Raw genomic sequence first — 19,543 nt, forward strand, 5'->3', positions numbered from 1 at the left:
TTTGTGAAGGGTGACAGGTCGCTACTCGTCCACTGCACCGTCGGTCCGACGGGTGCAGTTACAGTGCCCGGAAGAGAGCAACGCTGTCGGTGTCATTCGTGTCTCGCAGTCTGTACAGGTCACTCGGATATCGACGTCTATCTCGTACGGGCCGATGAACACCTCGTTCGCGTTGACGAGTCGGTCGATGACGCCGGCCGTCACCGTCCGCAGACGAGACCGAAGCTTTCGAATCGTATCGAGCCCGGAATCGGTCGAAGATTCGTCGCTATCTGTCGATTCTCGTTCGACGTTTCGGTGCCGTTTGAGGTAGTTGTACACCGACTGGTAGGAGATGATGTCGGCTTCCAACTGGTCGACGTCGACGCCTTTCTCCCGGAGGGAGTTTCGCGCCGCCGTTCGGCTACCGGCAGTGACGTCGTCGCTCGTCAAGAGCCGATAGAAGTTCTCGGCTTCACCGTCGAGAACGTGTGCGCCGGCCTTGTCGAGTGCTGCACGGACCAGGCGTTTGTTTACGTCTACTTCGAGTTCACGAAGACTGCGCTGTTGTCGCCCCTCACCTAACCACGCAGCGACGAGGTCGTCACCGAGCTCGGGGATTTCGTACCGCTCAGCGATGCGCTCGATTTTGGGACCTCGACCACCACGGCGAGAGACTGGGCTATTTGAAGGGGCCATCCTATCGGTACGCCTTAGCATCCGCACTTGTCCTTTGTAAGTATTACTTGACGAATATCAGTCTTGATAAATTAAATACATTACCATATAGAGTCAAGTTTTGGCCAATCAGCCAGCAACTGACTCTCCTTCACCACAGTCTAGCAATTGTCTGAGAGACTGAACCGCGAACAACCATCTGACAAACACGTTTCGAACCGTCAGTTATCTTCGTCATCTATCCAAAATAACCCCGTATATTGTCGTTTGAGGATTAATTATCAATATTATTGTGAGAAAATTAATATTGAGATATTTGTTTCGTGCCCATTTCTCGCAATAGTCCGGGTGTGAGACTGGCTGCTTCCCTCGCCGGGACTACTGGCCAGTCGCAGATTCGTTGCGGACGGTCACCCACAGGTGCACTTCGCGGTAGGCGTTCTCGACACTCGGTGAAGCGGGTTGGGCACCCTTGTACAACAGGTAGGTCAGCCGAAGGCGGTTTCCGGTCATCGTCGGGCGAATCTGGTGTTGCTCGTGCCACGTCTCGTTGTGGGCGAGACGTGGAGAGAACGTTCTGAGTTGGTCTTCTTCGAGGACAGTCGTCGAGTTGTTCTCGACTTCGACTCGCTGGAGCAACACGACTGCCGTGTAATTGACCGTCTCGTATTCTTGATTTCCGACGCCGACGGTGAGTGTGGCGGGTTCTCCACGGACCAGTTCCTCGGGATAGTCGTCCGCGACGAGTTCTCCGTCGTCGTTCTCTGTGAGAAGGTAGAGTTCGCTGAACGACTCTCCGTCTTTCGGGACGGCGACTGCGTAGCCCACGCTCCCCATCGCGAGGACGACACTGACGGCGAGGACGACGTTCAGCATCGCGTCGGTTCGCGTCGCAGGTTCGAACAGTTCCGCCTTGCCAGCAGCAAGCCACTCGTCGTAAGGGACGCTGAAGCGCTCGTCTTCCGGGAGGGCGTTGCGGCGTGCGGCGGCGACGCCGACGCTGACGAGGGTAAACCCACCGACTGCGACGAGGATTGGGACGAGTCGGATACCCCACGGTGTGAAGTTGAGCACGAGTCCCAGAAGCGGGGTGACGGCGATACTCGTCCCAAACGAGAGGGCGACGCGCTCGATACCGTCGATTCCATCCTCGTCGTCGATATCGCCGTCCAGTCGTTCGTTCGCGTCGTCAGTCTCGTCGCGCTCTGGGCCGCGTTCGGGAAAGAGTGCGGCGATGAGTGCGTATCCCGGAGCGAACAAGACGAACGGCAGGCCGACGACCACGCGGAGCGGCGTCTCGTCGAGGCCGGGCGTGAGCGTCGCGAGCAGAGTCAGTCCGACCATGACGAGAACGGCGACAAGGTCGGCTGGAAGTGTGCGTATCGGCGCGGGGAGGTACAGTCGCCAATCAGGACGCTCCGACATCTAGCTGAGGATGCGTCGAGGGCGTACAAAAATCAGTTGGTCAGCGGTCAGGTCAGCGCGCCGCGCTCGTGCTCTCCGAGTGAGTGCCACCTCGGGTGTCCGACGACGCTTCGACGAGTTCCGCCGCGATGTCGACCAACGTTTCTGCTTCGGCGGCGTCCACCGAGCGACCACTGTAGGCTGCTTTCTCGTAACCCACCGTGAGTCGTTCGAGCGCCGCCGCATCGACACCACCGGCGTCGGCACAGTGGTGGTAGAACTCCCAGTGCGTGGCCGAGTCTTCGATGTCGACAGTCGCACCGACCGCTGTTCGTGCGGCGGTGTATGCGATTGTGACCGCATCGTTAGGGGCGCCTGCCGAGAGTGCGTCAGTGGCAGACGAGAGCGCGGCCATCGACACTGGCGACGACGCCTGTTCCACTGCTGGTTCGTCGTCGCTCGTCGTCGACTGTTCTGCATCGCGTTCGTCGCCGACCGTCTCCGTGTTCCGACGACGGAGGAGGACGGCCGTGGCGAAGCCAACGAGACCCGTTCCTGCGACGACCCACAGGAGGTCCATCGTCGCGAACGGGAGGCCGTCCGGTGACGTGTTCTCGTTCGAACCGTCTGCACCGGACTGTTGGATACTCGCCGTCGTCGACGACGATTCGAGATTCGTCCCCTGACCGTCGAACGCGACGGTCACCGTCGTGTTCGTCGTGTTCGCTTCGTCGGGGCGTTCGACCGTCGTTCGGTAGGCACCCGAGACACCAGTCGTCGTCTCGACTGTCATCCCGCCGACGCGGACTGTGAGTGGTTGGGTGGCCACACTGTCACCCTCGTCCGTCGAGAGCGTCCCTTCGACCACGATAGTCTCGTCGTCCACCCGGGCGGTGGCATCGACCACGGTCTGCTCACTCGTGATTCGAACCGTCTCGGACGCAGGTGTGACTCTGACCGCCCGGTCTGTGTGTTCGGGGGCGATGCGAAGCGTCACGTCTCCCACCGACGTCGACGCGGGGACCGACCCCTCGAACGCTGTTCGGCCGGATTTGTTCGTCCTCGCTGTCGCAAGGTCCGCGCCGTCGAGTGACGCGATGAGCGAGGTGTTTTCGACCGGGGTTCCATCGACGCGCACCACTCCGTCGACACTGAGCGTGTCTGCATATCCGAACGCCGAATCGGTCGGCACCGACACCTGTGTCGTCGCGTCGACCTGCGTCACCGAGACCGGGAGTGTCTGCGACGTCGTCCGATACAGCGAGTCGTTTCGTGGCCGATACCGAACGGTCAGGCGCGACGTATTCGCCGGGATTTGTGTCGGCCGATAGCTGACGGTGAACGACCCATTCGGCTCGGTGGCCGTCTGAATCGTCTGCTCGCCAATCTCGAAGCTCACAGTGGAGGGGCCGACTGGCGTTCCGTTCTCGGTTTCGAGCGTCCCCGACAGCACGAGCGGGTCGGTAAACGAGATGTTCTGCGTCGCCGAGCGAACCGTGAGCGTCGTATCGACGAACTCCGCTGCGGCGATTTCGTCACGTTGCTCGGAGATGTTCGCCTGCACCGACTCGATTCGCGTGCTGCTCTGAGAGAGGTCGCTCCCAGTTCGATTCGAAATCGTACCGAAGGCGCTGGCGAGTCGATTCGATTGTTCGTCACCCTCGTCCGCGAGTTGGGTCAGCTCCCGGGCAAGTTCGCGGGCGCGGGTGTCGTCCCCCGCCTGCTTCGCCTCGCGGTACTCCTGTCGTGTTTCGCGAAACTCCTGGACCGTCTCGACGTACTCGCGCTGTGTCTTCTGGACAGATTCGTACTGGTCGCTCCCTCCGTCGGCGTCCGTCTCACCTTCGACGTCGACGTACTTGCCCAACGAGTCCGAGTAGTCGTCGCCGAGTGCCGCTTTGGCCGCGCCGTACTCGCCTTGGCTGAGTCGAAGTGTACTCGTTCCTATCTGTGTATTCATCCGGCCGGAGAGATACGAGAGGAGACGGTCGAGTTCGTCTTCGTCGTCGACTTCGTCGGGGTTCTCGTGGAGGGTGTCGGTCGTGTTGTTCGTCTCCGGCGTGGTTTGTTGCTCGTACACCGGCGACGTGGCGAGTGAGGACGACGCCGACTGGTCTCTCTCGTCGGCTATCGCAGGCGCGGCGACTGCAGGGCCGACGACTGTCGTCATCACTACCAACAGTACACACGCGAGACGAACGCCCGTCCTCCAGTCTCTACGCACTACTCGTAGCGAAACGTGCCACTGTAATGGATTTTCGCATTCGGACGGACGACGCGTGAGTACCCGCGACGAGAAGTTCTCATACGCTCAGTGGGCGGGGTGGTGGTAGTAGCGGGAGTGGTGATACGACGTGAACACGAAAACATTCAACTGCAGTGCCACAAATCTCCAGCACGATGGTTCCTTCCCGACGGTGGGCCGTGCTCGCTGGGACTGCATGCTTTTTCGCCGTCTATGCAGTCGTTTTGAACCAGCCAGCGCCACTGCTTGCCGCGGGGGGACTCACCGCGTGGCTCCTCGTTACGCAACTCAACGCTGTTAAGACGATGAGTGCCGCCGACGAGGCGCTTTCGACGGCCGTCTCCGTCGAGCAGACGACGGTGTTTGTCGACGGCCGGGCTGCCGTCACGCTGACGGAGTCGCTCTCGTCACCGGTCGACGCACCACTCGACGTCGAACTCGTGATGCCGCCGAGCGTCGAGGGCCCACCAACACAGCAGCGCAGTCTCAGAATCGAGCCCGGTGAAACCACTGCGTCCACGACGTGCAGTGTGACGTTTCCCATCGCCGGGCGTATCTCGTTCGAGACAGTCAACGTCGAACTCGCTGACCGTGCCGGCTACTTCACTGAGACTGTGACGAACTCCGTCGATGCCCAGTGTCTCGTCGAACCGCCGTCACCCGATGGAATCCACGTCGGCCGGGGCGGTGAACTTGCCGGGGGTATCTTTGGTGAGCATTCGAGTGAACAGACCGGTCCGGGATTGGTCCCTCACGAGACCAGGCAGTACCTCCCCGGAGACACACTCTCGCAGGTGGACTGGAAAACCACCGCACGGATGAATCATCCGCACATCCGTGAATTCGAATCGGAGTCTGACTACCTCCTCACGATGGTCGTCGACGCCCGGTCGCAGATGAACAGAGGCCCACCCGGCCGGACGATGTTCGACTTTGGGCGCGAAGTCGCACTCGGACTCGTTGGGGCGGCAGAATCGCACAGTGACCCGATTTCGGCCCGCCTCGTCAGTGACGACAGAACGGCGTGGGAGTTCGGCCCATCGTCATCTTTGAACGCCTATCAGATGATTCGACGACACCTGTTGACCGCCGACCCCGCGGACGGCTATCTTCGGCGAGACGGTCAATCACGCCCACTCGCTCCGACAGAAGCCCTCGCCCGTGGCCACCTTCTCGAAGGTGACGAATCGCGGTTTGCGACGACGCTCCGCCCGTTTCTCGCAACCTCGTCGTCGTACGTCTCCCGCGTAAACGACGACCCACTGTTTACAGCGGTCAAAGCGTCGTGTGGACGAGGTGGCCGAGACGACCACCTCGTCCTCATCACCGACGATTCATCGAAGGTAGAGACCTACGAGGCAGTCGTCGTCGCGTCGAAACGGAGTAGCCAAACGTCGGTGTTTCTCACACCGAACGTCCTGTTCGACGGCCCGCCCATCGACAGAGAACGATACGTGGCGTTCGAAGAGTTCCGCCGGCGTCTCGACCGGTTGCCGAACGTCACTGCGTACGAAGTCAGCCCGACGGCAGCGATCGAACTGGCGAGGACTGAGACTGCCACAGCACCCGAGTGAGATAGAAGAAAGACAATGAACCTCGATAGACCGACGAACCATGGTGTGCTACGTTCGAACGAGCTGTCGCTCCGAGACGGCTTGGGGGTGATTCTCTTTACCGCTGTTGCCGCGAGTACCCATGGACTCTGGGGCGTCGTCGCAGGCACGTTCGTCCTTGCGATTGCGTTCCTGACGTCCGGGACCACGGCGTTCGTCGGTGCCCAACTCTGGATTATCGCGTTTCTCTCACAGGAACGACTGCTCACACTCGCCGCGGCACAGGTTGCTGTCTTCCCACTCCTCGTGGGGAGGGTAGACCCACGGTTCTCGAGAGTACAACTCGTCTCCATCGCGAGTGCGTACGTCGGTTCACTCGCTGTCGTGTGGGCGCTCGTGTCGACGCTGCGGTGGCTGTGGCAATCTGCCCTCGTGTTCGTCGCCATCGCAGCGAGTCTCTCCTACGTACTGCACCGATACGAACGCGTCACGCTCGGACTTGCGGCAACGGAGGAACACCGATGAGCCTCGATGAACGACTACACGGACAGACCGAAGCAGTGGAAGACGACCAGTTTGAAGACGAGAGAGACGACTCGCGAAGAGACGAACTCGAACGACTCCGTCGTGAAAATGCGCACCTGCGACAGCGCCACGACGAACTCCGTCAGACCCAGTATCGGCGGACAACGGTCGCGTTGGCGGTGCTCGGAGTCGCCGGACTCGCGGGTGCACTCGCCTTTCCACCCGTCCGTGAGACACTCGTCGTCCTCGGGGCAATCGGTCTGTTCGCAGCAGTCGTCACACGTTACCTGAGTCCCGAGCAGTTCATCCCCATCGGCATCGGGTCTGCCGTGTTCGAGCCCCACGCGGCGAATCACGACGCAGTCGTCGACGAACTCGGCCTCCAGGACACGCGGGTGTACGTCCCCGATTCCGAACGCGAGACGGTTCGTCTGTTCGTTCCCGAACACCGGATGTACACGCTTCCAGATTCGGAGCACCTCCGTGACACCTTCGTCGTCACCGACGACGAGACGGCCCGTGGCGTCGCATTCACGCCGAGTGGAACCGGTCTGTACGACGAATTCCAACAGCATCGTGATGGACCACTCGGTGACGACCCGAAGACGCTGGCTCGACAGAGCGCCGACGCGCTCACCGAACTGTTCGAACTCGTAGAGACGGCAGACGCAGAGACCGACCCAAGAGATGGTCGTCTCACGGTTCGCCTCGATGGCTGTCGGTTCGCCTCTGCCGAGACGTTCGATACTCCCGTCGCCTCCTTCCTCGGCGTCGCCGTCGCCCGTGGACTCGACACGCCGGTGACTGTCGACGTCACACCCACCGAAGACGCCGACTTCACCGTCACCTGCCGCTGGGACGTCTCTGACAGGAGCGACTCGCTCGATTCTACGACGGCGTAAATCGGACGTCCTCGTGGTCGTCCGTCAGTCGTCGTCTGCGGCCGGCGTGGCGAGTGGTTCGTTCGGTTCGACGTCCGGCGTCGGAACAGTCTCGACGACTTCCTCGACGAACGCACGCGGACTGCGCCCACTTATCTCTGCTTCCGTCCCGAGAACGAGGCGGTGCGACAGGATGAGTGGTGCCAGACGTTTGACGTCGTCCGGAATCACGTAGTCGCGGCCACGAATCGCGGCCGTTGCTTTCCCGCCACGCAGGAAGGCGAGTGACGCACGCGGCGACGCGCCAAACTCGACGTCCGGGTGGTCGCGTGTCGCCGCGACGAGGTCGAGGATGTAGTCGAACACCTTGTCGTCGACGTGGACGTCTTCGACGACCTGACGTGCCGCTCCGATGTCGGCGTCGCTGATGACAGTCGAGATGTCTGTGGGTTTGAGCGACGGAGACCGGTGGAAGCGTTCGAGCACCTCGCGTTCCTCGTCGCGGTCCGGAATGTCGACGACGACTTTGAACTGAAACCGGTCGCGCTGCGCTTCGGGGAGGTTGAACGTCCCTTCGTACTCGATGGGGTTCTGGGTGGCGACCACCATGAACGGATACGGGAGTTTCAGTGTCTCTCCCTCGATGGTTACCTGCCCTTCTTCCATGGCTTCTAGCAGTGCCGACTGCGTCTTCGGCGTCGCCCGGTTGATTTCGTCCGCGAGGACGACGTTCGAGAACACGGGGCCGCGCTGGAGGTGGAATTCACCGATGGTTTCCCGGTAGATGTGCGTCCCGGTGACGTCTGCAGGGAGGACGTCCGGCGTCATCTGAATCCGCTGGAAGTCGAGATTGGCGGCCTCGGCAAAGAGATTCGCTATCGTCGTCTTGGCGACACCAGGGACCCCTTCGAGGAGGACGTGCCCATTCGTGAGTAACGCGATGGTGAGGGCTTCTATCGCGTCTTCGTTCCCGACGAGGACCTGAGACGTCTCGTCGAGGATAGTCGAATATACCTCTTCGGGCGAACTCATTCTTACTGAAACTGTGGACGGGGTCCACATATAAGTGCGGTCTCGTGACACTCAAAGAGACCAGAAAGAGACAGTCCTCGGCCGACGGGTAGAAGCCACGACGCAATCAGGGACCCACGACGACTATATTTCTGTGTCACACCTACCCTACGCGATGAGCATCCTCTCAGCAGTCGTCATCTTTCTCGTCGGGTTCGTCTCGGGAGTCGTCGTCAGGACAGTCGCCGGGCTCGCCGCCATCGTCGCCCTCCTCTTGGTCATATTCGGCGTGGCAGCGCCGGATATCGGCCTCATCGATTTCATCGTCACACAGTACTATCGGGGCAACGAACTCCTGTTCCTCGCGGGACTCCTGTTCGGCCTCGACGCCAAGCAGACGCGAAAAGTGGTGGTCGAGCGCGGAAGGAAAGAGCGGTGAAGACGGCCGACGCTACGACTCAGCGCTTGTGCGACGTGCAACGACCACGAACGCACCGAGGACGCCACCGCCGAAGAGCAGTTGGAGGACAGGTGAGTCACGAAGCGAGTGAAGGGCAACCTGTAGCGGTGGCCGTTCTTCTCCGTGTGAGAAATCCAAGAGGAGCGTGTCGTGCGTCCCGACGAGCGCCTCCGCGAACGCACGGTTGTCCGGTTGGTCGAGCATCGCATTGATGAACACACTCGGGTCACTGACGACGACGACAGTCCCCGCGCCGAGACGTTCGGTCGTCACGATTGGGTGCGATTGGAGCGTCTCGCTCTCGTCGAGTTCCGCGTCGTCGTCGAGGTCCTGATACGAGAAGTTCGACGAACGGACGAGGACAGTCGACCCGTTCGGGGAGACAGTCGTCGGGTGGTTCAGCGTGAGTTGGTCGACGTCACGGGTGAGTGGGGATTCGTTCGTCTGTGTTGCAATCGGGAACGCCCCCGTCTTGTACTGGTGTCTGTCGTCTCGAAGCGGCGTCTGCTCGAGTCGGGCACTCGCACCGAGTCGTGTGAGTAACTCGTTGCTGTGCGGTCTGAAGTCGTCTGCGACGACGAGCGTCCCGCCGTCACGGACGAACGCCTCGATTCGTGTGGCCTCTGCATCCGAATACCCCGTCGCTGGCGAGATGACGAACGCTACAGTCCTGGACTCGTTGGCCTCGCTGTAGGCAGTCGTGTTGTACGCGAGAGCGACGTCGGTCCGGGAATCTGTCGCCACGTCGCGGACGCCAGACCCGCCATCCCACGCGGGGTTGAACGCGCCGTACGTCGACGCCGAGGTGCTGGCACCGATGCCGACACCGAGGAGCATCGCGAAGAGCAATCCTGCGACGAGAAGGTGGGGATAGCCAATCTCACGCGAACCGATGCGCACTCAGAACACCCCCGGTGGGAGAATTTCGAGAATCCGCTGAACGACGATGTAACCGAAGACGACGAGGCCACCACCGATGAGCCACAGGAGTCGTCGTCGCCACGCCGGCGTCACCGCAATCGGGGCGGTGAGTTCGACGACGACGAGAAAGCCGATGAGTGACACGACGAACACCAACTCGTAGGACAGCGAGTCGAGGAGGACGAGGACGAGCGTCGCTCCGAGCATCCACGCGAGTTGCGCGCGGATGAATCGTTCACGTCGTGCCGTTGCCATACGAAGTCGTGGTTAGTCAGGGATAACTAAACTACCGCTTGTCGGACAGGGTGTGAGGCGGCACCGTTGCAGTCCTCGGATTCTGACATCCCATGTGTGCCGAATGTGGCGAGTGTAGTCAGCAAGTGGCCGGTCATCTGTCTTTAGCTACGAGACGAAAGGGTGACAGCGCCGGCTTACTCTCTCGTCAAGCCGAATAAAAGACTATGCCGAAATGGAGTCTATTCCAATGTACGGTTGGGCATCGACCGGTCGGGGCCGACGTTGACGAGAACGTCCCGCACGTCTGGGTCGTACTCCCAACGGTGATTGAACATGAAACTGGAAGACAAACGAATCGCCATGTTGGTCGGACCTGGGTTCGAGGACCTAGAGTTCTGGGCCGTCTACATGCGCATGAAAGAGGAAGGCGCACAGGTCGACGTCGTCGGCATGGACGCCGGCGTCGAGTACACGGGAAAGAGCGGTGGCCTCACCGCCGAGACCGAACTCGCGGCCGGGGAGGTCGACCCGGCGGCGGTCGACGCAGTCTTGGTCCCCGGTGGCTGGACGCCCGACAAGATTCGCCGCGACCAGTCGGTGCTCGACCTCGTCCGGGACGTCTACGAGGACGACAAAATCATCGGGTTGATCTGTCACGCCGGGCTGGTCGGCATTTCCGCCGGCATCGTCGAGGGCTCGGACGCGACGGGGTCGCTGGGTATCAAGGACGACCTGATAAACGCCGGTGCGACTTGGGTCGACGAACCGGCGTTCCGCGACGGCAACATCGTCTGGGGACGCGTCGTCAAGGACATCCCCGATTACTGCCGCGTCCTGGTGGACGCACTGGCCGAGCAACCCGCCTAGGAACCCGTCGTTACTAGGCATCCGGGCCGGCCCCGGTCGGGGTCTGTATCTGTTCGGACGTCAGTTCGCGCGTCGTTGTTCACGAGTTCACCGTCCGCATCGGTGGTCACCGGTCAGTCGTCGCCCGTCACCTCAGCGGCTGTTTTGATGTTCATATCGACATCCTGAGCGAGGGACACGAGCGTGTAGACGGGTGCCCGCCGCGCCCATTCGTCGACGAGGTCCTGATCGAGATCCTCGCCCTCTATCTCGACCTCTGCGGTGAGGTTCTGGAATGCCGAGTCGGCCTCTTTGAGTTCCTTGAGGCTAAAGAGAACTCTCGGGTCGAAATCGGTCCGGACGCGCGTCTCGAGGTGGTCGATGGCCACGCCGTTTGCGGCGGCGTTGATGCTGATGCCGACGTTGATGCAGGCGGCTAGCGCCGATAGTGCCGCTTCGACCGGTTCGATTCGGTCGGTCGCCCCGACCCATCCGACGGCATCTAGAACTTCCTTCCAGCCACCGTAGGGAACGGTGTATTCGCGGGTCTCGCGGCTGATCGTCTCGTCATCAATTTCGTAACTGTCGACTTTCGCCAGGCTATGCGCGGCCGTCCCTTCGTAGGTCGCAGACGCCTTGAGGCCAAGCCAGTGAGCGTCGGGATTCTCCGCTGCGTGTGTCGCGAACTCTTCGAGTGTTTCGAGGTCGATTCCGTGTGACAGTTGTCGTCCGTCAGTCATTGTCTGTCTCTCTCCCCAGGTCAGAGCACTGTTCGTGTCTCCTCCCGGCCAGTGTGAGTACGAAGCTGACAGTATTGGAGCTATTTTGTGGCATTTGGGCAGTTCCTGATAGTGTTCCACCCACTGCAAACGAGTCACCGACTGCCAACGGGTCCCTTTTGAACCCGACCACACCCGCTGGACGCCCTCACTCGGTGCTAGGTTCCAGTTCGACGGGGCGTGCACTGGCCCTGTAGGTGTCGTAGGCAGATTTGGCCCACTCACGGACCGCCGGTGCGTCCGTGTCGATCAATGCATAGACGGTTCCACTGTCCTCCTCGTAACAACTAACCACGACACATCGGTCGAGGAGACCAGTGCCGTACTGGGGGAGGTCATCGTGCTCCAGAATCACGAAATTGTCCTGCTGCATCATCTCCGAGCTGCGTCTTGGGTACGTCGTGTGAAAGTACGTGTGACACTTCGGTCGGTCGATCAAGGTCATCTCGACGTCTTCGCCAACCATCTGATAGAGTAGGTCGAAGCAGAGGTCCATCAGCGCAACTTCTGGGCGAAGAAACCGTATCGTGGTCGTGTTCCGGAGAAGTGACTCGAATCGTCTCACGGGACGATACGGAGCATCGGGTTCGGCCACGGTTATCGTCATGTCCGACCACGTCTCGAACGGGAAATCGCTGATCTCGTCGGGGAGCCAGTGCCACACGTGGCGCAGCTTTCGCTCAGTTTCGATCCGTTCGATCAGATCCTCCATCCCAGATGCGATAACCTCGCCCAGTCTCGTCGCCACGTACTGATATCCCTCTTTTCGGATCCAGAGCCGGTCGTCAAATTCATCCAGCGTCCGGCGCATCGTGGACGACGAAACCCCGCCCAACTCGCAGAGTTCGGACCGACTCCGGGGACGCTCCGTGAGCGAAAGAAGCGTCGGGATGCGATGCTCGGACCGAGCGAGATACGCGATGTCGACGATCGGCGAGGCCGTGATATCTCGTTGAGTCATGTTAACATACACCAATATGTAGGTATGCTAAGTGGTATCAAAATAGTTGTGACCTCCCACGATGACCGGTGTGAGCGTCGCTGACATTCGAACGCGGATGGACGCGGTGCAGGTGACGACGCACCACTCCTTTTGCAGTGACCCCGTTGCATCGAAGTTGGGCTCGTGAGTGAGTAGGCAGCCTCAGAGGAGAGCCCATTCGGCTGTAGATACGTGACCACGAATGATGTCTCAGACCAGGGCAATTTCCCGTCTGTATGGCCCGCATCGGCGGTCAGGATGACTCTAGGGCCGGCGGGCCAGTACCCGAGTTCAGCAGAAGTCAATCTAGAGACGTTGATTCACCTCTCACCCGTGGAGCCAGCGAACAGCGACCACGCACCTTCCACGAGGTTGAGCGTCACCAGTAAGCTGGCCACGAACCCGATGAACATCACAGGGTCTATGGGTTGATTTACGATGGGCAGGGCGACCAGCACCGCGATGCCCAGTCGGAGGACCACCGACCGATTCCGCACCGGGTCGAACGTCGTCCGGTGGACGGCGATGGTCCCGACGAGGTAGGTGGCAACGCCGATGACGAGCACCGCCGCGTGGTGCCACTCAAGTGTCTGTCCGGCCGTCGCCGCTTCGATGGTGAACGCGATGCCGACACCGGCGGTGACGATTCCGACGTAGACAAAGTAATGGCTCAGGACGTGTACCAGCGAGTACTCGCGGACACGTGACCACGCTCCGTGGTCCTCATTGAACGCGCGGTGGAGGAACCACTCGTCGACGTGCCGGAAGTAGGTCCACCACAAGGCCAAGACTACGATGAACCCGGTTCCAGCGACGAGCCCGGAGCTGAATCCCCAGTCCGTGCCCGAGGTCCCCACGGCGATTGCGATGACGGTTTCGCCCAGGACGAGGATGGTGAACAGGCCGAGTCGTTCGGAGTAGTGAGAGGTGGGTTTCGGTAAGGCCTCACTCCCGACGTAGACGACGGTGGTCGTCGCCAGACCGACGACGAAAGAGAGTCCCCAGATGACGAACCGCCAGGGCTCGGCAACGAGCAACGAAGACGCCCAGACCACGGCACTCGCCGATGTCGAGAGCACGACCGCTCTCGTGAATGGCCGTAACTCTGGGATGCTAACCCAGGCCCTGAGGTACATGCCGATCATGAGGACCCTGAGCAGCAGGTACGCCAGCGCGAAGGCGGTCGAGCCACCGCGGAGGGCGTCGTGAATAGTCGCCGTGAAGATGATGACACCTAACATCGTCGCCGCCATCCCGAATCGGTGGAGCAGGTCGTCGGTATCGAACTGATCAGCGTAGAGCGTGAAGCCCAACCAGGTGTAGAGGACGATGAAGAACAAGCCAGCAAATCCGAAGAGTCCATCGAGGCTCGTGTCGTCGTGGAGGAGCCCACCGAGTTCGGCAATAGCCGCAACGTAGACGAGATCGAAGAAGAGTTCGAGCCACGTCGCATGCCGGGACTCCTTGGTGGTGTACACTCGTGGTGGGACGCTTATTGTTCGCCACAACCGGACGACTGACGACCCCAGTTGGCGAGGTACCTGCCGTATCGCCGTTGATTCGGCGTCTGGTTTGCCTCCCGTTTCCGTAGGGGTCATCTGGCGGCTCATTTCGGTCGATTAATGAGCGTAGATATGGTCAGCAGACAGGATAAACCCGTGGTAATTGTTCACACACAGTGAGATATCGCCAAATTTCCCTGTCGAATTCTCGTGGTTAGCATCGGACGGGGTGATGGACTGACGTCTGATGCAGACCCGCTCTCTATTCAACACAACCTCGACGAACTGGCAACGGCTGAGAATCTTGTCGGAGCCACCGAGGGGAGCACAGACCGCACCGTCAGGGTGTCACCCGAGGTGGTCCAACGGTTTGATACCCGCAATCTGTCGACTGACGACGAGTGACGAGACGAGACTCATCACGAAGGCGATGGCGAAGCCACCAGCGAGAATCCACGTCGGAAGCGTAACGATGTCACCGAACCCGACGACGAGTTCGGCGAGTCTGTCGAGTCCGCGTGCAGCAGGGAAACTCACTGCGACGCCGAGTGCACCGCCAATCGTCCCCAAGAGGAGCGATTGGAAGACGAGCGTGAGCGTGAGCGTCCACGAGGACGTCCCGAGCGCTTTGAGTGCGGCGAACTCGCGTTGCTGGTGGTAGACGTGCGAGAGGAGGATATTCACCGTGAGTGCGAGGCCAGCGAACAGTGCGAGGAAGACGAGACTCGCACCGGCCGCCATGACGACGGCCTGGTCGCGGAGGATTTCAGCGAGTTGTTCCTCGTTGGTTCGCACGTCGTAGTGGGGGTACTGCGCCTCGATGTCGGCCGCGACAGCGCTCGGGTCCGCGTCGTCACTCACAGTGAGGGTGACGAGCGTGGCCTTGTCGGAACCGGTCGTTCCCGTCACTTCCTGAAGTTCGCTCAGGTGGACGACGACGCTCGGTGCGCCGAGGAATCGCGAGTAGGTCGGTGAGATGCCGACGACCGTAAATTCGTTTTGTCTGGCGATACCCGTCGTCCCACCGATGTACAGCGAGTCGCCGACAGAGACGTTCAGCAACCCGGCTGTCCGCTGGTCGACGGCGACTTCGTGCGTCATCGGCCCCGAGTAGTCGCCGTCGGCGTAGTGGACGTCGGCAGAACTGAACTCGCTGCCGTTCGTAATCTGGACCGACCCGCCACGAGCAGGGGCGCCGACGCCGACGAGCGTCTCGTAGTCGGAGGTGTTCGATTTGACGTACACCGTCTGGAACGCCATCGGAACGGCGACACGAACGTCGTCACGGGCTTCCAGTTCCGCTTCTAACTCGTGTGCACCGACGATGGTGTTCTCGAACCCGCCGACGCCGGTCGGTGAGAACCGAACCGGGCCGCCGGTTATCCAGACGTCTCGCCCAGCCGCGTCGAACTTCTGTTGGCCCGTCTCGACGACACCGAGACCCGTTCCCGCGAGGAGCGTCGCCGCGAGGACGGCGAGCGTGATACCGAGAATCGTGAGGACGGTTCGACCACGAGCGTGATCGAGTTGTGAGAGAGCGATACCGGCGGCAGCGCGAACACGGGCAAGACGAGGGAACCGACTCCTGTCTGGAACTGCGTCACGACGAGGCCCGGCGTCAGTCACGAGACATCGCCTCCAGGGTTGGCGTTCGCCACGTCAACCACGCGGGATACGCCGACGAGAGCAGGCCGATACACGCTGCGACGACGACGCTGTAGACGACGAGAATCGGGTCGAACAGCGCCACGCGGACGCCGAGGAACTCCTGTGTGAGGGCGTTCGTCAGCGAGATACCACCGATGCCGACGACGATACCGACGACGCCGCCGACAGTCGAGACGATGACCGTCTCGGCGACGACGAGCAACGTCTGTGACCCCGTTCGGTAGCCCATCGCCGAGAGGACGGCGAGGTTCTTTCGGTCGGCGGTTACTTCGAGGCCCATCATCGTCGCGACGAAGAGCACACCGACGAGGACGCTGACGACGAGTGAGACGGCGGCCATCGCGAGCGGCAGACTCGACGTGGACGTGCCCCGGACCGCCAATCCGGTTTGTGTGACGACGGTGGTCTCTGGATACAGCGCCTCGATATCCGACTTCACGCTCGGCGAGTTCGTACTGACGAGGAGTTGGTCGGCGAGGTCACCCTGCGTCGACCCGGTCATCGTCTGGAGTTCCGAGAGGTGGACGAGTGCGACTGGAACCGGGCCGACGCCACTCGACAGGTCGCTCTCGCTGACGTCGACGACGGTGAAATTCGCTCGCGACCCCCCGACGCTCGCGGTGACGGTGTCGCCTTCGGAGACGCCGAGGAGTTCTGCTCCGGCATCGTTGACCACGAGTTCGCCGGTTCGCGGACCGTCGTATGTGCCGTTCGCGTAGTGTGGGTCACCGGGTGTGAGCGCACTCGTCGACAGGCCGACGACAGTCGTCGGGTCGTTCGGTGGGACGATACCGGCCGCGAGGACGTACTCCGCTGTCGACCCGGTCGTCGGAGACAGTTCGACGAGTTGCGTCTGTACTGGCGTGGCGTAGTCGACTCGGTCGTCCGCAGAGAGTCGGTCGGTTATCGAGTGCGTCGCGCCGAGTTGTGGCCCGCCGACCGAGACGGCGACGGACGACGCTGTACTCGCCTCGGGGACCACCCAGTAGTCGACGCCCTCACTTTGAATCGCGGTGTCTGCGCCGAGGCCGAGTGCGATACCACTGACCGTCGTCATGAGGGCGACTGCGAGTGCGACGCCGAAGACGGCCAACACCACTTGCTTCGAGGACGTCGTGGTGAGTCGGCCGAGGACGCGCCGCCCGGCGAGGCCGAGGATGCCGACGAGTCGGTGGCGCCTACCCATCGTTCACCACGCGCCCGTCTCGGAGTCGGACGACCCGGTCGGCACGCTCGATGACGTGTTCGTCGTGCGTCGCGACGACGACTGCTCGCTCGGTGGCGGTCTGTTCGACGTAATCGAGGACGCGCTGGCCCGTCTCGGTGTCGAGTTCGCCCGTCGGTTCGTCGGCGACGAGGACCGCCGGGTCGGCGACGAGGGCACGCGCGATAGCGACGCGCTGTTGTTCGCCACCCGAGAGTTCGCCGGGTTTGTGGTCGGTGCGGTCACCGAGGCCAACCTGTTCGAGCAGTTCGTCGGCGCGTTCGCGTCGCGCTCGCTTCGACACACCATGTTCGACGAGTGGGAGTGCGACGTTGCTCCGCGCGGCGAGCGAGGGCAGGAGGTGGAAGTGCTGGAAGACGATGCCGATGGAATCGCGGCGGAGACGGGTTCGGCCACGGTTCGAGAGCGAGGTGACGTCGGTGCCGGCGACGGAAACGTCGCCACTGTCGGGTGTGTCGAGTGCAGCGAGGAGGTGGAGCAGGGTGGACTTGCCGCTCCCACTCGGGCCGGCGATGGCGACGAACTCACCGGTGGAGATAGAGACGGAGACGCTGTCGAGGGCGCGGACAGTCGGTGCGTCGGAACTGGAGGCGAACACCGAATTCGACCCGCGTGTGTACTCGCGGACGACGTCCCGACAGGAGAGCGTCGGCGGCGCCTCGTCGGGGGGAGAGAGACGATACTCGGAGACCGAATCAGACATGTCTCCACAAGGTCGGTAGGGTAACAAATACCTACGGGCTTTGCCGACCAGACGGTTGATTAACATCGGTGTGGTTACGTTCGGTAGTGTTTCCACTCGCCCATCTCGCGTTCGGCTATCTCGCGGCCGCCGTCGTCCAGCGGATTCGCAATCAGCCACCGCCGCGGCGATGGGTTCTGATAGCGGTGTTATTCGGGACACAACTCCCTGACCTCGTGGACAAACCACTCGTCTACGTCGGCGTGCTGAGCAGTGGGCGGTCACTCGGCCACTCGCTTCTCATCGCGCTCCCACTGTTGATGGTCGTCCTTCGTGTGGGCCACCGACTGGGCTATGGTGAACACGCGATTGCATTCACAGTCGGTGTGCTCTCACACTACGTGGGAGATACGTATCGGTCGCTCTTGGCCTGGAACTTTGAGTCGGTGCGGTTCCTGCTGTGGCCCGTCTTCCCTCCACTCGACTACCCTGTAGACAGTACCCCACCGTGGATTCGTGCCATCAACTCGGTGACCAACCCGCAGCATCGCATCCAATTCGTCCTCGCCGGTATCGCGGTGGCAATCTGGGCGTACGACCTGTACAGGCGACGCCAGCAAGCACGACACCAGCAATAACGACGTTCTGCTCTCCTGAGAACGGCGTTCTGTTCTCTCTGTCGCTCACGCCGACGAGGAATCGCAATCAGACCGTCTCGTCACTCAACGGACGGTGAGGCCGAACCCCGGAGTCAAATCACATAACGTCCGGCGTTAGTTCCGAACGATTCGTTGTCCGACCCCGAAGACGACGAGCAGGCCGAAGAGTGCTCGAACCGCCGGATTCGGGAGTTCTGACGAGGTGGTCTGCGCCTGCGTCGTCGTCTGTTCGTTCGGCGTGATGACACCGTCGTCAGTCGTCGTCGGTGCCGTGGTAGTGGTCGTCGTTTCGGTCACCGTCGTCGTCGCTTCCGTAGTCGTCGCTTCCGTGGTCGTCTCGGTCCTCGTGTCGGGCGTCGTCGTGGTCGCTGTGGTCGTGTCCGACGGAGTCTCCGTTTCTGTGGTCGTCGCGTCGGACGAGTCGTCGCCGCCAGTCGAAGACGACCCAGTCGAAGAATCAGTCCCATCCGACTCCGTGGTGGTCGACTGTTCGACCACTTCGATAGTCCTCTCGTCGCTCACGCCAACAAGTTCATTTTCGCCGAGAGTTGTGTCGTCAGAACGAACAACCGCATACAGTGAGTAGTCGCCTGGAGCGAAATCGTCGACCGGAACATCCGCCGTGTACGTCAGGTCGCCAGAGGGTGTCGCATCGACTGAAACACTCTCAGAACCGTTTGTCACAGCTATCTGGACGTTTCGGACTTGCTCACCAGACTGGACCTGTTTTAGGTCGACAGTCACGTCGAGTGTGTCTCCTTCCTCGACAGTTGTGTTCGATTCGACCACGACTTCGTACGCGCGAATCACGAGCGGTTCGACTTCGTACACCTCGTCGGTCGACTGGTTGCCGACGGCGACGGCGTACGTTCCAGCTTCCAACCCATCGGTGTCGAACGTCGTCGTCACGTCACCGCTTCCAGAGCGACTCCGGCGAATGCGTTGCTCGCCGTCGAGGACCGTTATCGTATACCCGTCGTCGGTGGCCGCAGCGACCGAGACGGTGACACTTTCACCGGCATCGGCACGGCCAACTTCGGTAATCGTAACCGTTCCATACGACGTCGAGACGGTCCGGTCGACAGTGTCGACCGACCCGGCGATATCGAGGTCGTAGTCGCCGTTCGTCCCGAGTGTGAGGGGCGCGATAGACGCGAGGAGGACCGTAGCGACCACGAAGACAGAAACCGAGACGCGGGGGCGTAGCATCACTACCCGCTTTGGTGACGTGCCCTAAATATCTGTAGGCAGAGACAGTCAGTCACGCTTCCCGTTCGGAAAAATAAAAAGACAGCGCGGTGCGGTC

Annotated in this window: 19 protein-coding genes; 6 read left to right on the forward strand and 13 right to left on the reverse strand. The window is 61.4% G+C overall.

Annotated elements, in window-relative coordinates; translation table 11 throughout:
* Positions 1 to 21: 21 nt before the first annotated feature.
* The 3 genes from rdfA to ACK3R5_RS12730 all read right to left on the reverse strand — a co-directional run bounded on the left by rdfA (position 22) and on the right by ACK3R5_RS12730 (position 4,231).
* Complete coding sequence (gene rdfA / locus ACK3R5_RS12720; RefSeq protein WP_411967204.1) at positions 22 to 678, reverse strand: rod-determining factor RdfA; 657 nt, start codon at positions 676 to 678, stop codon at positions 22 to 24.
* A 357-nt stretch (positions 679 to 1,035) separates the two neighbouring features.
* A complete protein-coding gene (locus tag ACK3R5_RS12725; RefSeq protein WP_411967205.1) occupies positions 1,036 to 2,082 on the reverse strand; it encodes a DUF1616 domain-containing protein in 1,047 nt (348 codons plus the stop codon).
* Between the two features lie 52 nt (positions 2,083 to 2,134).
* Positions 2,135 to 4,231, reverse strand: a complete 2,097-nt coding sequence (locus ACK3R5_RS12730; protein ID WP_411967206.1) for a DUF4129 domain-containing protein — start codon at positions 4,229 to 4,231, stop codon at positions 2,135 to 2,137.
* A 230-nt stretch (positions 4,232 to 4,461) separates the two neighbouring features.
* Between ACK3R5_RS12730 and ACK3R5_RS12735 the strand changes: the two genes are divergently transcribed.
* The 3 genes from ACK3R5_RS12735 to ACK3R5_RS12745 are packed head-to-tail and all read left to right on the forward strand — an operon-like array spanning position 4,462 to position 7,286.
* Complete coding sequence (locus tag ACK3R5_RS12735) at positions 4,462 to 5,880, forward strand: DUF58 domain-containing protein (protein WP_411967207.1); 1,419 nt, start codon at positions 4,462 to 4,464, stop codon at positions 5,878 to 5,880.
* A 45-nt stretch (positions 5,881 to 5,925) separates the two neighbouring features.
* The gene (locus ACK3R5_RS12740) at positions 5,926 to 6,384 is read left to right on the forward strand and encodes a hypothetical protein (RefSeq protein ID WP_411964432.1); all 459 of its coding nucleotides are present in this window, start codon (positions 5,926 to 5,928) and stop codon (positions 6,382 to 6,384) included.
* Positions 6,381 to 7,286: a hypothetical protein gene (locus ACK3R5_RS12745; RefSeq protein ID WP_411967208.1), complete on the forward strand. Its 906-nt coding sequence runs from the start codon at positions 6,381 to 6,383 to the stop codon at positions 7,284 to 7,286. The genes ACK3R5_RS12740 and ACK3R5_RS12745 overlap by 4 nt, the downstream gene beginning before the upstream one ends.
* A gap of 24 nt (positions 7,287 to 7,310) precedes the next feature.
* Here the strand turns inward: ACK3R5_RS12745 and ACK3R5_RS12750 are convergent, their stop codons facing one another.
* The gene (locus ACK3R5_RS12750) at positions 7,311 to 8,297 is read right to left on the reverse strand and encodes an AAA family ATPase (protein ID WP_411964434.1); all 987 of its coding nucleotides are present in this window, start codon (positions 8,295 to 8,297) and stop codon (positions 7,311 to 7,313) included.
* Positions 8,298 to 8,451: 154 nt separating this feature from the next.
* On the opposite strand from ACK3R5_RS12750, the gene ACK3R5_RS12755 reads away from it, so the two are divergent.
* A complete protein-coding gene (locus ACK3R5_RS12755; RefSeq protein ID WP_411964435.1) occupies positions 8,452 to 8,715 on the forward strand; it encodes a hypothetical protein in 264 nt (87 codons plus the stop codon).
* Positions 8,716 to 8,727: 12 nt separating this feature from the next.
* Here ACK3R5_RS12755 and ACK3R5_RS12760 read toward each other — a convergent pair whose 3' ends face one another.
* Both ACK3R5_RS12760 and ACK3R5_RS12765 read right to left on the reverse strand, forming a co-directional pair.
* The gene (locus tag ACK3R5_RS12760; RefSeq protein ID WP_411967209.1) at positions 8,728 to 9,636 is read right to left on the reverse strand and encodes a DUF4350 domain-containing protein; all 909 of its coding nucleotides are present in this window, start codon (positions 9,634 to 9,636) and stop codon (positions 8,728 to 8,730) included.
* Positions 9,637 to 9,912, reverse strand: coding sequence for a hypothetical protein (locus tag ACK3R5_RS12765; protein ID WP_411964437.1), 276 nt, complete (start codon positions 9,910 to 9,912; stop codon positions 9,637 to 9,639).
* A 315-nt stretch (positions 9,913 to 10,227) separates the two neighbouring features.
* Here ACK3R5_RS12765 and ACK3R5_RS12770 point away from each other — a divergent pair, with 315 nt between their 5' ends.
* On the forward strand, positions 10,228 to 10,761 hold the full coding sequence (locus ACK3R5_RS12770; protein WP_411967210.1) for a type 1 glutamine amidotransferase domain-containing protein: 534 nt from the start codon (positions 10,228 to 10,230) through the stop codon (positions 10,759 to 10,761).
* A 113-nt stretch (positions 10,762 to 10,874) separates the two neighbouring features.
* Here ACK3R5_RS12770 and ACK3R5_RS12775 read toward each other — a convergent pair whose 3' ends face one another.
* From ACK3R5_RS12775 to ACK3R5_RS12800, 6 genes are all read right to left on the reverse strand, one after another.
* Entirely contained in the window at positions 10,875 to 11,480 is a 606-nt protein-coding gene (locus ACK3R5_RS12775) for an OsmC family protein (RefSeq protein ID WP_411967211.1), read from the reverse strand.
* Positions 11,481 to 11,667: 187 nt separating this feature from the next.
* The gene (locus ACK3R5_RS12780; RefSeq protein ID WP_411967212.1) at positions 11,668 to 12,330 is read right to left on the reverse strand and encodes a helix-turn-helix transcriptional regulator; all 663 of its coding nucleotides are present in this window, start codon (positions 12,328 to 12,330) and stop codon (positions 11,668 to 11,670) included.
* A gap of 491 nt (positions 12,331 to 12,821) precedes the next feature.
* On the reverse strand, positions 12,822 to 14,099 hold the full coding sequence (locus ACK3R5_RS12785) for a low temperature requirement protein A (RefSeq protein WP_411967213.1): 1,278 nt from the start codon (positions 14,097 to 14,099) through the stop codon (positions 12,822 to 12,824).
* A gap of 252 nt (positions 14,100 to 14,351) precedes the next feature.
* A complete protein-coding gene (locus ACK3R5_RS12790) occupies positions 14,352 to 15,629 on the reverse strand; it encodes an ABC transporter permease (RefSeq protein WP_411967214.1) in 1,278 nt (425 codons plus the stop codon).
* Positions 15,622 to 16,857 (reverse strand): FtsX-like permease family protein, encoded by a 1,236-nt coding sequence (locus tag ACK3R5_RS12795; RefSeq protein WP_411967215.1) that lies wholly within the window; start codon positions 16,855 to 16,857, stop codon positions 15,622 to 15,624. Before ACK3R5_RS12795 ends, ACK3R5_RS12790 begins: the two co-directional genes overlap by 8 nt.
* The gene (locus ACK3R5_RS12800) at positions 16,850 to 17,599 is read right to left on the reverse strand and encodes an ABC transporter ATP-binding protein (RefSeq protein WP_411967216.1); all 750 of its coding nucleotides are present in this window, start codon (positions 17,597 to 17,599) and stop codon (positions 16,850 to 16,852) included. The genes ACK3R5_RS12795 and ACK3R5_RS12800 overlap by 8 nt, the downstream gene beginning before the upstream one ends.
* A gap of 86 nt (positions 17,600 to 17,685) precedes the next feature.
* Between ACK3R5_RS12800 and ACK3R5_RS12805 the strand changes: the two genes are divergently transcribed.
* Positions 17,686 to 18,216 carry a metal-dependent hydrolase gene (locus tag ACK3R5_RS12805; RefSeq protein WP_411967217.1) on the forward strand — a complete coding sequence of 177 codons (531 nt, stop codon included), beginning with the start codon at positions 17,686 to 17,688 and terminating at the stop codon, positions 18,214 to 18,216.
* Positions 18,217 to 18,351: 135 nt separating this feature from the next.
* Here ACK3R5_RS12805 and ACK3R5_RS12810 read toward each other — a convergent pair whose 3' ends face one another.
* On the reverse strand, positions 18,352 to 19,449 hold the full coding sequence (locus tag ACK3R5_RS12810; protein WP_411967218.1) for a cell surface protein: 1,098 nt from the start codon (positions 19,447 to 19,449) through the stop codon (positions 18,352 to 18,354).
* Positions 19,450 to 19,543 lie beyond the last annotated feature (94 nt).

This window comes from Haloferax sp. YSSS75, from assembly GCF_046764215.1.
GTDB lineage: Archaea > Halobacteriota > Halobacteria > Halobacteriales > Haloferacaceae > Haloferax.

Excerpts from the sequence above, each read along its gene's own strand:
- rdfA (WP_411967204.1), bottom strand. The coding sequence starts at position 678 with ATGGCCCCTTCAAATAGCCCAGTCTCTCGCCGTGGTGGTCGAGGTCCC.
- ACK3R5_RS12725 (WP_411967205.1), bottom strand. The coding sequence starts at position 2,082 with ATGTCGGAGCGTCCTGATTGGCGACTGTACCTCCCCGCGCCGATACGC.
- ACK3R5_RS12730 (WP_411967206.1), bottom strand. The coding sequence starts at position 4,231 with ATGACGACAGTCGTCGGCCCTGCAGTCGCCGCGCCTGCGATAGCCGAC.
- ACK3R5_RS12735 (WP_411967207.1), top strand. The coding sequence starts at position 4,462 with ATGGTTCCTTCCCGACGGTGGGCCGTGCTCGCTGGGACTGCATGCTTT.
- ACK3R5_RS12745 (WP_411967208.1), top strand. The coding sequence starts at position 6,381 with ATGAGCCTCGATGAACGACTACACGGACAGACCGAAGCAGTGGAAGAC.
- ACK3R5_RS12750 (WP_411964434.1), bottom strand. The coding sequence starts at position 8,297 with ATGAGTTCGCCCGAAGAGGTATATTCGACTATCCTCGACGAGACGTCT.
- ACK3R5_RS12755 (WP_411964435.1), top strand. The coding sequence starts at position 8,452 with ATGAGCATCCTCTCAGCAGTCGTCATCTTTCTCGTCGGGTTCGTCTCG.
- ACK3R5_RS12765 (WP_411964437.1), bottom strand. The coding sequence starts at position 9,912 with ATGGCAACGGCACGACGTGAACGATTCATCCGCGCGCAACTCGCGTGG.
- ACK3R5_RS12770 (WP_411967210.1), top strand. The coding sequence starts at position 10,228 with ATGAAACTGGAAGACAAACGAATCGCCATGTTGGTCGGACCTGGGTTC.
- ACK3R5_RS12775 (WP_411967211.1), bottom strand. The coding sequence starts at position 11,480 with ATGACTGACGGACGACAACTGTCACACGGAATCGACCTCGAAACACTC.
- ACK3R5_RS12780 (WP_411967212.1), bottom strand. The coding sequence starts at position 12,330 with ATGCGCCGGACGCTGGATGAATTTGACGACCGGCTCTGGATCCGAAAA.
- ACK3R5_RS12785 (WP_411967213.1), bottom strand. The coding sequence starts at position 14,099 with ATGACCCCTACGGAAACGGGAGGCAAACCAGACGCCGAATCAACGGCG.
- ACK3R5_RS12795 (WP_411967215.1), bottom strand. The coding sequence starts at position 16,857 with ATGGGTAGGCGCCACCGACTCGTCGGCATCCTCGGCCTCGCCGGGCGG.
- ACK3R5_RS12800 (WP_411967216.1), bottom strand. The coding sequence starts at position 17,599 with ATGTCTGATTCGGTCTCCGAGTATCGTCTCTCTCCCCCCGACGAGGCG.